General features: G+C 65.9%; 9 protein-coding genes. 5 read left to right on the top strand and 4 right to left on the bottom strand.

Annotated elements, in window-relative coordinates; all coding sequences use genetic code 11:
• Positions 1 to 6: 6 nt before the first annotated feature.
• Both A9D12_RS06715 and A9D12_RS06710 read right to left on the bottom strand, forming a co-directional pair.
• Positions 7 to 1,533 (bottom strand): acetyl-CoA acetyltransferase, encoded by a 1,527-nt coding sequence (locus A9D12_RS06715; protein ID WP_068350595.1) that lies wholly within the window; start codon positions 1,531 to 1,533, stop codon positions 7 to 9.
• 11 nt (positions 1,534 to 1,544) lie between these two features.
• Positions 1,545 to 2,813 carry an acetyl-CoA C-acetyltransferase gene (locus A9D12_RS06710; protein ID WP_068350594.1) on the bottom strand — a complete coding sequence of 423 codons (1,269 nt, stop codon included), beginning with the start codon at positions 2,811 to 2,813 and terminating at the stop codon, positions 1,545 to 1,547.
• A gap of 115 nt (positions 2,814 to 2,928) precedes the next feature.
• On the opposite strand from A9D12_RS06710, the gene A9D12_RS06705 reads away from it, so the two are divergent.
• Both A9D12_RS06705 and A9D12_RS06700 read left to right on the top strand, forming a co-directional pair.
• A complete protein-coding gene (locus tag A9D12_RS06705; RefSeq protein WP_068350593.1) occupies positions 2,929 to 3,702 on the top strand; it encodes a crotonase/enoyl-CoA hydratase family protein in 774 nt (257 codons plus the stop codon).
• A gap of 143 nt (positions 3,703 to 3,845) precedes the next feature.
• Positions 3,846 to 5,009 (top strand): acyl-CoA dehydrogenase family protein, encoded by a 1,164-nt coding sequence (locus A9D12_RS06700; protein WP_068350592.1) that lies wholly within the window; start codon positions 3,846 to 3,848, stop codon positions 5,007 to 5,009.
• A 426-nt stretch (positions 5,010 to 5,435) separates the two neighbouring features.
• Here the strand turns inward: A9D12_RS06700 and A9D12_RS06695 are convergent, their stop codons facing one another.
• Positions 5,436 to 8,024, bottom strand: a complete 2,589-nt coding sequence (locus tag A9D12_RS06695) for a TonB-dependent receptor (protein WP_068350591.1) — start codon at positions 8,022 to 8,024, stop codon at positions 5,436 to 5,438.
• Between the two features lie 207 nt (positions 8,025 to 8,231).
• Positions 8,232 to 10,268 (bottom strand): TonB-dependent receptor plug domain-containing protein, encoded by a 2,037-nt coding sequence (locus A9D12_RS06690; protein WP_068353891.1) that lies wholly within the window; start codon positions 10,266 to 10,268, stop codon positions 8,232 to 8,234.
• Between the two features lie 128 nt (positions 10,269 to 10,396).
• Between A9D12_RS06690 and A9D12_RS06685 the strand changes: the two genes are divergently transcribed.
• From A9D12_RS06685 to A9D12_RS06675, 3 genes are all read left to right on the top strand, one after another.
• Positions 10,397 to 11,905 (top strand): flavin-containing monooxygenase, encoded by a 1,509-nt coding sequence (locus tag A9D12_RS06685; RefSeq protein WP_068350590.1) that lies wholly within the window; start codon positions 10,397 to 10,399, stop codon positions 11,903 to 11,905.
• Positions 11,906 to 11,965: 60 nt separating this feature from the next.
• Complete coding sequence (locus tag A9D12_RS06680) at positions 11,966 to 12,727, top strand: competence/damage-inducible protein A (protein WP_068350589.1); 762 nt, start codon at positions 11,966 to 11,968, stop codon at positions 12,725 to 12,727.
• A gap of 67 nt (positions 12,728 to 12,794) precedes the next feature.
• Positions 12,795 to 13,775, top strand: coding sequence for a polysaccharide deacetylase family protein (locus A9D12_RS06675; RefSeq protein ID WP_068350588.1), 981 nt, complete (start codon positions 12,795 to 12,797; stop codon positions 13,773 to 13,775).
• Positions 13,776 to 13,788 lie beyond the last annotated feature (13 nt).

Genomic DNA, 13,788 nt, shown 5'->3' with positions numbered 1-13,788 from the left:
GCAAGATCAGGCGACCCGCCCCGTGGTGCGCCCGCGCTCGTCCTGCCTCAGCGCCAGCCACCTGCCGAAGGGTTCTCCACTTTCGAACGCTTGCGCAGTAGCAGGGTCGGCAAGATCGGCATTGCCCACCACCCGCTCGCCCGCTTGCGTGCGGCCGATGAAGATCGCGACATCGCCCCTGGGGCTGCGGTTGATGGTGTAGGTTTCGACCGTGGCGTTCTCCACCGGCCCGCGCGCAGGCGGCACCGTGTCGGTGGCCTTGGGGAGCACGGAGAAGCGGTCGTTCCCGCTCCAGTCGGCTGGCACCGCCGAATAGATGCCGGTCGCATATTTGCTCATCCAGCCGCCATTCGCGCCGACCAAGGCAAACGAGCCCCGGTCGCCGCGCACGCGCTGCACGGCTTCGGCGATGGCGTGGGCCGAGTAGTTGTTCCCCGCCCCGCCGAAGAAGGGCAGGCCGCCGGTCAGCGTCAGCCCGCGCGGGTCGTCCGCCGTCAGGCCGAAATGGTCGCACTGGTTGAACACGGGGATCGCAAAGCACGAGTAGAAGTCGAGATAGGCCATGTCGCCGATCCCCTTCCCCGCCCGCGCCAGCGCCGCATCGACGCTTGCAAGGCTCGCCGGATTGCCAGACAGATCGGGCCGCTGCGAGAGCTTCAGCTCGGTCGCGGCGGTGACGGCGTGGATATGCACCCACCTGTCCTCCGGCACGCCGAGCGCGCGCGCAAGGCCCGCCGAGGCAAGGATGACCGCCGCCGCCTGGTTCACCTGATCGCGCGCCACGGTCATGCGCGGATAGGGTTCGGCGACGATGCGGTTGCGGTCGGTGATCGCGGCGAGCTCCTCCGCGCTGCGTTCGACCGGCGCCGCCGAATGCGGGTTCGCCGCTGCCACGCGCGTAAAGGGCGCAAACAGCTTGCCGATTTCGCGGCGGTATTCGTCCAGCCCCATGCCCAGCCGGTGCCGCCGGGCGTTCTCGGCCAGTGCATAAAGCGGGATCGCCCCGGTCGCGCCGTGCGCCATCAGCGCAGGTTCGAGCAGTTCCTCGACCCCGAAGCCCTGATCCTCGAAATCGCCGCCGATGGCCTCCGACCAGTCGGGGGTCTCACCCTTGGCCGAGAGCGCCAGCACGGTCGAAATCGCCTCAGAGCCGACGATCACCGCGCAAGCACTGTCGCCCGCCGCAATCACGGTCGCAAATTCGCCCACCAGCTGCTGGTTGGTCTGCCCGCCGGTGGTGGTCAGGATCGCGCGCGCGGGATTGGCACCGACCCGCCTGGCAATCGCCCGCGGTACATTGTCCGCCGCGCCGAAGGGGGGTTTCCGGTCGGGCCGCGACATTTCGAAGGCGCGGATCGCGGCGAGCGTGTCGATGGCGCCTGCCACGTCACCGCTCGCCGCGCTGTCCGCAATCGCCGCCGACAAGGCGCGCCCTGCAAGGTCCATATAGGACAGGGCTTCGTAACCGGGCTCTCCGACCCGTTCCGAATAGTGCCCCACCCCGATGATGACGGGCGTGTTGTCGGCGATCATGCCCCCGCGCCTCAGTCGACGAAGTCTTCGACCCGTTCGACGATGATCGCCGGGGCCATGCCGCCTGCTGCGCACATCGTCACGAGGCCATAGCGCCCGCCGCGCCGCTCCAGTTCGTCGACGATCGTGCCGATCAGGATCGACCCCGTTGCCCCGATCGGGTGGCCCAAGGCGATCGAGCCGCCGTTCACATTGACCTTGTCCCAATCAAGCTCGAGATCGCGCACGAACTTGGCCGCGACCACCGCGAAGGCTTCGTTGATTTCGAACAGGTCGATATCGTCCTTGGTCAGCCCCGCCTTGGCCAGCACCTTCTTCGCCGCCGGGACGGGTGCATTGAGCATCAGCGTCGGATCATCGCCCATGTTGGCGGTGGCAACGATGCGCGCACGCGGCTTCAAACCGTGCTTTTGCGCGTAATCCTTCGACGCGATCAGCACCGCAGCTGCGCCATCGACCACGCCCGAGCTGTTGCCCGCATGGTGGAAATGCTTGATCTCCAGATCGGGATACTTCTTGTTGATCAGCTTGCGGAAGGTGGTGCCTTCGGCGTCCAATGGCACATCGGCGATCTTGGGGAAGGCGGGTTCGAGCTTCGCCAGATCCTCGCGCGTGGTCTGGGGCCGCGCATATTCGTCGTGGTCGAGCAGCACGGTGCCGTCATCGGCCACCACCGGCACCACCGACTTGGCAAAGCGCCCCTCGGCAACCGCCTGCGCCGCGCGCTGCTGCGAACGGTAGCCGACCTCGTCCAGCTCCTCGCGGGTGAAGCCCTCCTTCGAGGCGATCGCATCGCCGCAGATGCCCTGGTGCGACTGCGGATGCACCGCCTGCAGCCGTTCGTTGTAGCTGCCCATCATCGGCGGCTTGATCCCCGCCTTCATCTTTTCCTGCGACATCGCGGCGGTCAGGCTCATCATCTCGGTGCCGCCGGCGATCACGCAATCTTCCATCCCGCTCATCACCTGTGCGGAGGCCAGCGCAACGCTGGTGATCCCGCCGCCGCAGAACCGGTCAAGCGTGGTACCGCTCGAGGTAATATCGAAGCCTGCGTCCAATGCCGCCATCCGGCCCATGTCGCCCGCCTGCATCCCGTCCTGTGTCGACACCGACCAGATCACATCGTCGACCGTCGCGGTGTCGAGGTTGTTGCGCTCCTTGATCGCCTTGAGGACCGTCGCGGCGAGGTGCTGCGGGTGCTGCGCGGCCAGCGCGCCCTTGCCCTGCTTGCCGATCCCGCGCGGGGTGCGCACTGCGTCGATGATGTATGCTTCGGCCATGATGGTCCTCTCCCATGTAGCGAAAATGCGGTTGACGCATCCGTAAACCGGCTGCACCACTCGCACAAGAATTGCGTTTCGAAACGCAATCGCATTTTCGATAGGGAGAGAGCCTGTGAGCGAGACCGCTGCGCCTGAAGTGCTGACCGAAGTCGAGGACGGCGTCCTCATCGTCACCATCAACCGCCCCGAAGCCAAGAACGCGATGACCAAGGCCGCCGCCGAAGGCATCGCCGCAGCGATGGAGCGGCTCGATGCCGAGGACGATCTGCGCGTCGGGATCATCACCGGCGCGGGCGGCACGTTCTGCTCGGGCATGGATTTGAAAGGCTTCCTGCGCGGCGAAAGCCCGTCGGTCGAAGGCAAGGGGTTCGGCGGCGTGGTGCAGGCCCCTCCGGCCAAGCCGCTGATCGCCGCGGTCGAAGGCTATGCGCTGGCCGGCGGGCTCGAACTGATGATCGCCTGCGATCTGGTCGTCGCGAATGCCAATGCCAAGTTCGGCATTCCCGAAGTGAAGCGCGGGCTTGTTGCCGCGGCCGGCGGGGTGATGATGCTGCCCGACCAGATCCCCGAACGCATCGCGCTCGAACTCGCGCTGACCGGCGATTTCATCGATGCGGAGCGCGCTTACCAGCTTGGCCTCATCAACCAGGTGACCGAAGGCAGCGCGCTTGAAGGCGCCAAGGCGCTGGCCGCGAAGATCGCGGCCAACGGCCCGCTCGCGGTCAAGGTGTCCAAGGCAGTGATGAAGCAGTCGCGCAGCTGGGCGCATGAAGACCGCTACGCCAAGCAGGGCCAGCTGATCGGCCCGGTCTTCGTCAGCCATGACGCGCGCGAAGGCGCGGCCGCCTTTGCCGAAAAGCGCAAGCCCAACTGGACCGGAAAGTAAGCGGCGCTGTGACCGGTTCTGGCAGGGGGTCGATCGGGGTTTGAGCCCTTTTTGACCCCCTCCAGACCCCGTTTAGACCCCGCCTCACCTGCCTTCTCTCGCGTGTTTCACGTGAAACATCTGCCGATCACCAGGAGAAAAAGATGCCTGTCATCGACGTGCCGCAACCGGCCTTCATGGAAGAAGAGGAAATCGCGATCTTTGCCGATGCGGTCGGCAAGTTCTACCAGCAGCATGCCCCCGAGAAGCGCGTTCACAAGTGGCGCGAGGACGGAATGGTCGAACGCGAGTTCTGGCGCGAAGCGGGCGCCGCAGGGCTGCTCGGCGTGTCGGTGCCGACCGAATATGGGGGCCACGGCGGGGACTTCCGGCACGACATGGTGGTGATCGACCAGCAGGCCAAGCACGGCGTCGAAGGCTTCGGCGCGAGCCTGCACAACACCATCATCCTGCCCTATCTGGTGCGCCACGGCACTGAAGAACAGAAACAAAAATACCTGCCCCGGCTGGTGACCGGCGACCTCGTCAGCGCGATCGCGATGAGCGAACCCGATGCCGGGTCCGACCTTCAGAGCATCAAGACCACCGCGCTGAAGGACGGCAACGGCTACCGGCTGAACGGGTCGAAGACGTGGATTTCGAACGGGCAGCTGGCCGATTTCATCATCGTGGTTGCCAAGACCGATCCGGCCGAAGGCGCCAAGGGCATCTCGCTGCTGCTGCTCGAAACCGAAGGCGCAGAAGGGTTCGCGCGCGGCAAGAAGCTCGACAAGATCGGGCTCGATGCACAGGACACCAGCGAACTGTTCTTCGACAACGTCTTCATTCCCGCGGATAATCTGCTCGGCGGGGTCGAAGGGCGCGGGTTCTACCAGTTGATGGGCGAGCTGCCACAGGAACGTCTGGTGATCGCGATGAACGCGATTACCGGGATCGAGAAGGCGCTCGATGTGACGGTCGAATATGTCAAGAACCGCAAGGCCTTCGGCAAGACGATCTGGGATTTCCAGAACACCCAATTCACCCTCGCCGACCTGAAGGCGCGCGGCACTGCGGCCCGCGTCTTCGTCAACGACTGCATCGCCAAGCTGCTCGAAGGCAAGCTCGATGTCGCGACCGCGAGCATGGCGAAATACTGGGTGACCGAACTGCAAAGCGAGGTCGTCGACAAGTGTCTGCAATTCCACGGCGGTGCGGGCTACATCAACGATTATGCGATCGCCCGGATGTACCGCGACACCCGCATCGCGCGGATCTATGGCGGCAGCAACGAGATCATGAAGATGCTGATCGCAAGGAGTATGTGAGGTTGTTGGCGTGCCAGCCTCCGCAGGCACGTCCTCGCTAGACGTGCTCCGCACCGCTGCGGAGCCGCTGCGGGCGGCCTTGCAGGTGTGCTTTGCACGTCTAAGCCTTCGGCTTCGACCCCGGCCTTGCGGTCGCTAGCGCGGCCGTTCTGGCACGAAGATCGAAATAAGAAGGCGGCCCCGCAACGGGCCGCCTTCTTTGTGCGCAATCGCGCTCACCTTGCCAAACTGCACTGGATCGGCCGCGAAGCGACCGCGACCGTGAGCGCACGCGCCCGGGCCGCAGGTGCTCCCGTAGCAAAGCGAAGGGGAACGCACCGAGGACGCTCGCCCGGAGGGGCGAACGCAAGACAAAAAAGGGGCGGCCCAGTCGCCCGAGCCGCCCCCCTCTCCCGCTCCTTTCCGGAGCTAACGTGTGCTAAACGCTCAGAACTTCGCGCGCAGCGTGACGCCATACTGGCGCGGCGGCAGCGTGAAGGCCGAACGCGAGTTGGCCGCACCCGAACCGCGCAGCGTGGTATTGAAGGTCACCCCGCGTACCACTTCGTCGGTAAGGTTGTTGACCCAGCCTTCGAGCGAGTACCTGCCGCCCGCGAACCGCAGGCCTGCGCGGGCATTGACGAAGGCCTTGCCGTCCTGGATGTCGGCCACGATCAGCGGCTGTGCCGCAACCGCAGCTTGCGGCCCGAGTGCGGCGATCTGCGCCGCGCTCGGCGGAACGATCGCCTGCGTCGAGGTGCGCTGGTCGCCTTCGGCGCGGACCTGGCCCGAGACGAAGAACTCGACATTGTCGCTCAGCGGCTTTTCCCACATCGCGCCGGCAAGCGCGATGATCCGCGGCGCGTTGGTCAGGTCATTGCCGCACAGCGACACCACCTGCGGGGCGATCTGGTCGCCGGCGCAATCGTCGGGATAGCTCGCCTCGAGGAAGGTCGCAGCCAGGTTGATCGTCAGACCGTCTGCGGGACGCAGCAGGCTTTCGATTTCGACCCCGCGGGTGTTGGCCTTGGGCACGTTGAAGGTGGCAAAGGCGGTGCCGGTGAATTCGAGCACCTGGAAGTCGCTGAACTTCTCATAGAAGGCAGCGACGTTGACGGTGACCGAACGGTCGGCGCTCTGCGCCTTGACGCCCAGTTCGTAGGCATCGACCTCTTCCGACTTGAAGCGCGGGTCGGCGCCGCCCACCGCAGCGGTTGTATCGAGGTTGATCCCGCCCGCCTTGTAGCCGTGCGTGAAGCTGGCATAGGTGCTGATCGACGGGCTGATTTCGTAGCCGAGCTTGGCGGTGTAGATCAGCTCCTCGTCCTCGAAATCGGTCTGGAAGGTGCGCGGCAGAAGCGCGCGGAAGGTCGCGCCGACCGCGCCCCCGCCCGCTGCGGTCGCCTGCGGCAGATTGACCGGTGCGGTGAAGCCGAAGCAGCCGAGCTGCGTCAGCGGACCGACCAGCGCGCCGGGAACGAACCCGCCCTGGATCGAGCCGATCACCGCGGGGCAGATCTGGTTGTTGACCGCGGTCTGCGTGAAGGCGCCCGACTTTTCTTCCCACGAATAGCGCGCACCCAGCGTCAGTTCGAGGCCGTCGGTGATCTCGAACGAGTTGTGCGTGAAGACCGCGTAGCTCTTGGCGCTCTGCTGGAAGCGGTTGGTGTTGGTGGTGCCCGCCGGATCGCGGCCGGTGAACACCGTCAGCGGGTTGGGACCGAGCGCGCCGCCCGTCGCCGCGAACAGCAGCGCGCCGACATTTTCGCCATAATCCTGACCGAGCGCGAAGCTGCCCGACTGGTCGATCTGCTCGTCCGAATAGAAGCCGCCGACCATGTAGTTGAGCCTGCCGCCCGCAGCCTCGCCCTGAAGCCGCAATTCGCCGGTCCAGGTTTCGAGATCGAGCTCGAGCCCGGTGACGTTAAAGATGTCGAGCCCGGTGAAGTCCGAATCGTAAGCTTCGAAGCTTTCGTATTTGCGATAGGAACCGATGAAGATGATGTCGGCATTTTCGGACAGCGGGAACTCAAGCTCGCCGGTCACGCCGTAGTTGTCGACATCCGCGCGCGGGGCGAAATTGGCCGAAACCACACGGTTGTCCATCGCCCGCTCGAACCCGCCCTGATCGAACGGCGCGGTCGCGACGAAGGGCTGGCCGTTGCCGCCATTCGCGCCCAGCCCGACCGCCTGATAGGCGCCCAGTGTGACGGCGGGCGACTGATAGAGTTCGATCGCGCCGCAGCAGCTCGAATTGCTCTTGGAATAGTCGGCGATGATCCGCCCGCGCAGCCCGCTTTCGGTGTCCCAGCCGATCTGGCCGCGCACCAGCCACTGGTCGACAGTGTTGGTCTCGCCGATCTTGGCGCCCGAACGGTTGACCACGTCGAGGAAGCCGTCGCGTTCGCGCCAGGCGCCCGTCAGACGCAACGCGAGCGTGTCCTTGACGATCGGCAGGTTGATCGCGCCCTGCAGGCTCTTCTCGTCGAAATTGCCGTATTCGGCGTTCACGAAGCCGCCGAATTCGGTGACATCGGGGCGGACGTTGGTAATGTTGAGCGCGCCGGCCGAGGTGTTGCGGCCGAACAGCGTGCCCTGCGGGCCGCGCAGCACTTCGACGCGTTCGACATCGACGAATTCGGACAGGGCGACGCCGGGACGCGACTGGTAGGCACCGTCGACGAAGATGCCGACCGCGCTTTCGAAGCCGATATTGTTCGACGTGGTGCCCACGCCGCGCACGCGCAGCACGACCGAGCCCGAAGCGAGCTGCGCTTGGCTGGCAGTGAAGGAGGGTGCGAGCGCCGCGATCTGCTGGATGTTGACGACACGCTGCGATTCAAGCTGTGCGGGCGCCAGCGCGGTCACCGCCAGCGGAATGTCCTGCACGTCCTGCGCGCGGCGGGTGGCGGTCACGATGATGACATTGTCATCGGTGGTCGCACCGCTCTCCTGGTTGCTTTGGGCAAAGGCAGGGGTGGTCAAGGCACTTCCGGCCAACAGGCCGCAGGCAATCGTAGCGAACTTGCGCGTCATGGGTTTCCCTCTCTCCACTGTCCAGCCGGTCTGTCGCCGGTCTTGGGTTAGCAGGCGGGATGCTATCAGGGTCGCGCGCCCTAACAAGAGTCACAGGCAAACTAATCTGTGACAGTAGCAAAAATGCCACATCCATGCATTCCGCGCATCAAGCGTTCGACACGGGCATGGTGCCCGCAACAATGTTGCGGATTGATGCGCCGATTGTCAGAAGCCGTAACGTAACCCTGCCCACAGGGTGCGCGGGGTGCCAAGGTCGATCGATCCACCCTGGTTGCGCGTGACGATGGTTTCGCTGGTCAGGTTCTCGCCCCGCAGCACCGCCGACAGCCGCCGGGTCAGCGGTGCGGCGACAAAGGCGTCGATCGTGGTCGCTGGCGCGAGTCGGTCGCTCTGGCGGTCGTCCTCGAACTGCGCCGACACGTGGCGCAGCGTTGCCGCAAGGTGCCAGCGGGGCGCAGGCTGCCAGCCCAGCGTCATGCTCGCCGACCATGCGGGGGTCTGCGCGGGGCGCTTGCCGTCGAGATCGGCCGAAGTGCCGCGCCCGCGCACGCGCGCATCGGTCCATGCAAGCGCGCCGTCGAGGCTCACTGTGCCGAATTTCGCCGCCAGGTTGGCCTCGATCCCTTGCGCTGCGATCGCCGGCAGATTGGCGCGGCGGCGCAGGTTCGGGCCGATGGTGACGTTGGCGATTGCGTCCTTGACCTCGTTGTCGAAGGCGGTGACCGACAGCACCAGCGCATTGACCGGCTGCCAGTCGAACCCGATCTCGTAGCCGCGCAGCCGCTCGTTCTGAAGCGCGGCATTGGCCTCGGTCACCACCGGGAACACCACAAAGGGGCGGTAGAGCTCGTTCAATGTCGGCACGCGCAGCCCGGTATAGGCCGCGGCGCGGAGGTCGAGCCGGCGCGCGGCATTGAACGATGCGCCCGCGCGCCAGTTCAGCGCCCAGTCGCTGCGGTCCGGCGCGGCGATCTCGCTCACCACCACGCCCGCGGCATTGACCGCGCGGTAGAACCCGTCGGTAATACTGGTCCGGTCAGCGCGCAGCCCGCCGTTGATGAGCAGCGGGCCGATCTGCCAGTCGTCCTCGACGAACAGCCCGAGATTGCTGGTCGCGCCCCCTGCCCGGCGGCGTTCGGTCACCGCGCCGCTGACGGCATTGAGCGCCTCTTCCTGCAATTGGCCATCCGCGCGGCGATAATCCGCGCCGATGCGGATATCGTGCCCTTCGAGGATCGGCGGCCGCAGTTCGAACTTGCCCCCGGTGCCGGTCGACGGCGTGCGCCGCTGGTCGAGCGTTGGGGTAAAACGTGTCGAGGAAATCACCACATTGCCGAAATCGCGCGCCTGGACATAGGCCAGCGCGTCGAAGGCCCACGCACCGCGCCCGACCAGCCGCAGGCTCGCCTCTTCGCCCTGACTGAACGAATCCGCGCCTTCGAAGCGCAGCGTGCGATTGTCGCGAAAGGCGGCGACGCGCGCCTGCACTTCGACCGTGTCGGTCAGCGGCGCGACACCGCGCAGGGCCGCGTTCCAGCTGTCGAAGGCCGCGCGCGCGCTGGCAGGAACGCGCTGGTTGTCGGGTGTCGTGAAGAACCCCTGCCCGCGGTCCCAGCGCCCGCTGGCGATGGCAAAGCCGCGTCCCAGGCTCTGCGTCAGCACGCCCGAAGCCTCGGTCTCCCCCCGGTCGTTGACCGCCGCGCTGGCCAGCAGCGGCGACACCGCCCCCGGCTCGGCGCTTTCCAGTTCGATCGTGCCTGCCAGCGCGCCCGCGCCGAACGGCCCCGAACCCCCGCCGCGCGTCACCCGGATCGTGCCCAGCGTTTCGGGCGCAATCGCCGAGAGCGGGATATAGCCGAAGAAGGGATCGGCGAGCGGCACCCCGTCAAGCAGCACCAGCGCGCGGCTGGTGGCATTGCCGCCCAGCGCGCGCAGCGTCACGCCTTGCGCGCTGGGATTGGACGAACGGCTGTCCGACCGGCGGAACTGCTGAAACCCCGCAATCCCGCGCAGCACATCCTCGATCCGCCCCGATGCACTCGCGACGATCGTCTCGCGTTCGAGCGTGGTGGTGGCATAGACCGCAGTCGACAGCGCCGGGTCGAGCCCGCGCCCGGTGACGATGATTTCTTCCACCGCAGCATCGCCAACGGCGTCGTCCATGCCTTCGTCCTGCGCGGCCAGGGGCCCGGCAAGCGGGAGGATCAGGCAGCAGGCGAGCAGGCGGGTGCGATAGGTCATGGCCAGCGGCATAGGCGGTGGCACGGCCCGCGTCACCACAAAGTCAGTTGCAGATTGCTATTCAAGACTCGCTTTTGCGCAAGCGGTATGATTACATCGCGCAAAATACCGGGAGGGAGAGCCCCACAATGTCCGCAACACCGCCTGATTTCGATGTCCTGATCGTCGGCGCCGGCATTTCCGGCATCGGGATGGCCGCGCACATGGAGATGAAGGCGCCGCACCATTCCTATGCCATCGTCGAACGGCGCGACAATCTGGGCGGCACATGGGATCTGTTCCGCTACCCCGGCATCCGTTCGGATAGCGACATGCACACGCTGGGCTTCGATTTCGAACCCTGGCGCCATGAAAAGAGCATCGCCGATGCGCCCGCGATCCTCGATTACCTCAACCGGATCGTCGATGAACGCGGCATCCGCCAGCATATCCGCTTCGGTCACAAGGTCGTGCGCGCCGATTTTCGCCACGATGACGCGCGCTGGCACGTCGCGATGGAACGCGCCGACGGCACCACCGCGCATCTCACCGCCAATTTCCTCTATCTGGGGGCAGGCTATTACGATTACGACGAGGCCTATGACCCCGGCTTCGACCTTGGCGAGTTCGATGGCCAAGTGCTGCACCCGCAATTCTGGCCCGAAAATCTCGATTACAGGGACAAGCATGTCGTCGTGATCGGATCGGGAGCGACCGCGGTGACGATCGTGCCGTCTATGGCGCGCGAGGCCGCGCATGTCACGATGCTCCAGCGCACGCCGACATGGATGTTCACCCGCCCTGCCAAGGACGGTATCGCCAACTTCCTGCGCAAGATTCTGCCCGAAAAGCTCGCCTACCGGCTGACGCGGTTCAAGAACATCAAGATGCAGGACTTCAGCTTCAAGCTGGCGCGCGACAATCCGCAAAAGGTGAAGGACGCGCTTTACAAGAAGATCGAGCAGGCGCTGGGGCCGGATTACGACAAGGCGAGCTTCACCCCGCCCTACAACCCGTGGGAACAGCGGCTGTGCCTCGTGCCCGACCAGGATCTGTTCACCGCGATGAAGGCTGGCCGCGCCGATGTGGTCACCGGCCATATCGCCAAGTTCGAAAAGGGCGGCGTGCGCCTGACCGATGGCACATTCCTGCCCGCCGATATCGTGGTGACGGCAACGGGCCTCAAACTCGCGGTCGCAGGCAAGATCGACGTGCGCGTTGATGGGGAACCCGTCGCGTTCAACCAGCGGTTCTATTACAAGGGCTGCATGTTCTCGAACCTGCCCAATCTGGCGGTGGTGTTCGGATATCTCAACGCCAGCTGGACTTTGCGCGCGGACATCAATTCGGATTACGTCTGCCGCGTGCTCGAACATATGCGCAAGACCGGCACCACCATCGCCACCCCGGTCCTGACCCCCGCGGCCGAGGCGGCGATCACCGAGGACGACGTGTTCGATTTCTCGTCCGGCTATATCCAGCGCGGCAAGCACATCATGCCGCGCAATTCGGTCAGCTACCCGTGGCGGCTCAATCAGGAATACGTTCTCGATCGCAAGCGGATGAAGAACGATCCGCTGACCGACGGCATCCTGACCTTCACCCGCGCGGGCGCCAATGCGCAAGCCGCGGGCGAGCAGCTCGAAGCGGCGGAATAAGCGTAGACGGCGGGCGGTAATCGCTTCCGATTGCGCCCGCCTTGGCCTAACCTTGCCGCCATGACCGCACCTGCAAAGATCTGGACCGCCGGGCTTATCGTCATCGGCGACGAAATCCTCTCCGGCCGCACGCACGACAAGAACATCGCGCAGGTCGCCAGCTGGCTGCAGGTGCAGGGCATCCGCCTGGCCGAAGTGCGCGTGGTGCCCGATGTCGAGGCGCGGATCGTCGATGCGGTCAATGCACTGCGCGAGGCTTACGATTATCTCTTCACCACCGGCGGGATCGGGCCGACGCATGACGACATCACCGTCGATGCAGTCGCCGCCGCGCTGGGTGTGCCGGTGGTGATCCACCCCGAAGCGCGCGCGATCCTCGAACGCTATTACGAGACCCGCGGCGGATTGAACGAAGGGCGGCTGCGCATGGCACGCGTGCCCGAGGGGGCAGAACTGATCCCCAACCGCATGTCGGGCGCGCCCGGTATCCGGCGCGGCAACCTGTTCCTGATGGCGGGCGTGCCGCACATCACCGCAGGGATGCTCGATGCGCTCACCGGCCAGCTTGAAGGCGGCGCCCCGCTCCTGTCCGAAACGCTGGGCGGATGGATCCCCGAAAGCGAGGTCGCCGATATCCTGCGCCGCACCGAAGCCGCGTTCGATACCTGCCAGATCGGCTCCTACCCCTTCTTCCGCGACGGCCGCGTGGGGGCAAATTTCGTGATCCGGTCGGTCGATGCCGATGACCTTGCTGCCTGTGCGGCGGAGCTGGCGCGCGCGCTGGCGGAGGCGGGGTATCCGACCACGCCGGGCGGGATCTGAGCCGCCGCCCTGCGCGCGAGGATACATCATCACCGCATCTTAACCCGCACGGGCCTAAGCTGCGGGCATGACCCGTGTGTTCATCACGATCGACACCGAATATTCATCGGGCCTCTACAGCGGTCCGGGCGCGGATGACCGGCGCGAGAATTTCGCCTGCTCGATCGCCGGCATCACGCCCGATGGGCCGGCCGGGATCACGCACAAGCTCGATCTGCTGCGCGAGACCGGACAAAGGGCCGTGTTCTTCGTCGACCCGATGCCCGCGCTGGTCTGGGGCATCGCCGCGATCGAGGATGTCGTCGGCCCGATCCTCGTCGCGGGGCAGGAAGTGCAATTGCATTGCCACACCGAATGGCTTGGTCTGGCAGGCGATGCCAATCCGCTGGCATCGCGCGCGACGGGCCGCAACCTGTTCGATTTCACCTTCGAGGACCAGTGCGCGATCATCGACTATGCGCGCAGCACCCTGATGGCGGCAGGGGCGCCTGCACCGATCGCGTTTCGCGCGGGCAATTACGGCGCCAATGACGATACTTTGCGCGCGCTTGCCGCCAACGGGATCGCCTACGATTCGAGCCATTGCCCTGCGCTGGCGGGCAGCGGTGTATGCCGGATCGCTCTGTCGCCGGAGGTGCGCGACCCGGTCGGACACATGGGCGTGATCGAAGTGCCGATCGGCGCGATCGGCACGCTGGGCGGCGGGCTGCGCCATGCGCAGATCACCGCGCTGACGCTGGCCGAGATGCTCGCCGCGATCCGCCACGTGCGCGCTGCGGGCCGGAGCGATCTGGTGCTCGTCAGCCATTCGTTCGAGCTGCTCAATCGCCGCACCCGGTCGATCAACCACATCGTGCGTCGCCGCTTTGCCGGGCTGCTCGCTGCACTGGCGCGCATGCGCGAGGTCGAGACCGGCAGCTTTGCCGCCACCCCGCCGCTGCTGCGCTTGACCGGCGAAACCCCGGCCGCGCTGCCGGCAAGCGCGATCCGCACCGGACGGCGGATGGCCGAACAACTGGTGTCCAACGCGCTCTACGGGGCGATCTAGGCCGGACCGGACC

This window comes from Erythrobacter neustonensis, from assembly GCF_001663175.1.
Classification (GTDB): domain Bacteria; phylum Pseudomonadota; class Alphaproteobacteria; order Sphingomonadales; family Sphingomonadaceae; genus Erythrobacter; species Erythrobacter neustonensis.
Note: the sequence above shows the minus strand (reverse complement) of the source record. Positions and strands in the feature narration are given on the sequence as shown.

What these genes read in the sequence shown, in the direction of transcription:
- A9D12_RS06675 (WP_068350588.1), top strand. Translation starts at nt 12,795, where the DNA reads ATGACCCGTGTGTTCATCACGATCGACACCGAATATTCATCGGGCCTC.
- A9D12_RS06700 (WP_068350592.1), top strand. Translation starts at nt 3,846, where the DNA reads ATGCCTGTCATCGACGTGCCGCAACCGGCCTTCATGGAAGAAGAGGAA.
- A9D12_RS06685 (WP_068350590.1), top strand. Translation starts at nt 10,397, where the DNA reads ATGTCCGCAACACCGCCTGATTTCGATGTCCTGATCGTCGGCGCCGGC.
- A9D12_RS06695 (WP_068350591.1), bottom strand. Translation starts at nt 8,024, where the DNA reads ATGACGCGCAAGTTCGCTACGATTGCCTGCGGCCTGTTGGCCGGAAGT.
- A9D12_RS06680 (WP_068350589.1), top strand. Translation starts at nt 11,966, where the DNA reads ATGACCGCACCTGCAAAGATCTGGACCGCCGGGCTTATCGTCATCGGC.
- A9D12_RS06715 (WP_068350595.1), bottom strand. Translation starts at nt 1,533, where the DNA reads ATGATCGCCGACAACACGCCCGTCATCATCGGGGTGGGGCACTATTCG.
- A9D12_RS06690 (WP_068353891.1), bottom strand. Translation starts at nt 10,268, where the DNA reads ATGACCTATCGCACCCGCCTGCTCGCCTGCTGCCTGATCCTCCCGCTT.
- A9D12_RS06710 (WP_068350594.1), bottom strand. Translation starts at nt 2,813, where the DNA reads ATGGCCGAAGCATACATCATCGACGCAGTGCGCACCCCGCGCGGGATC.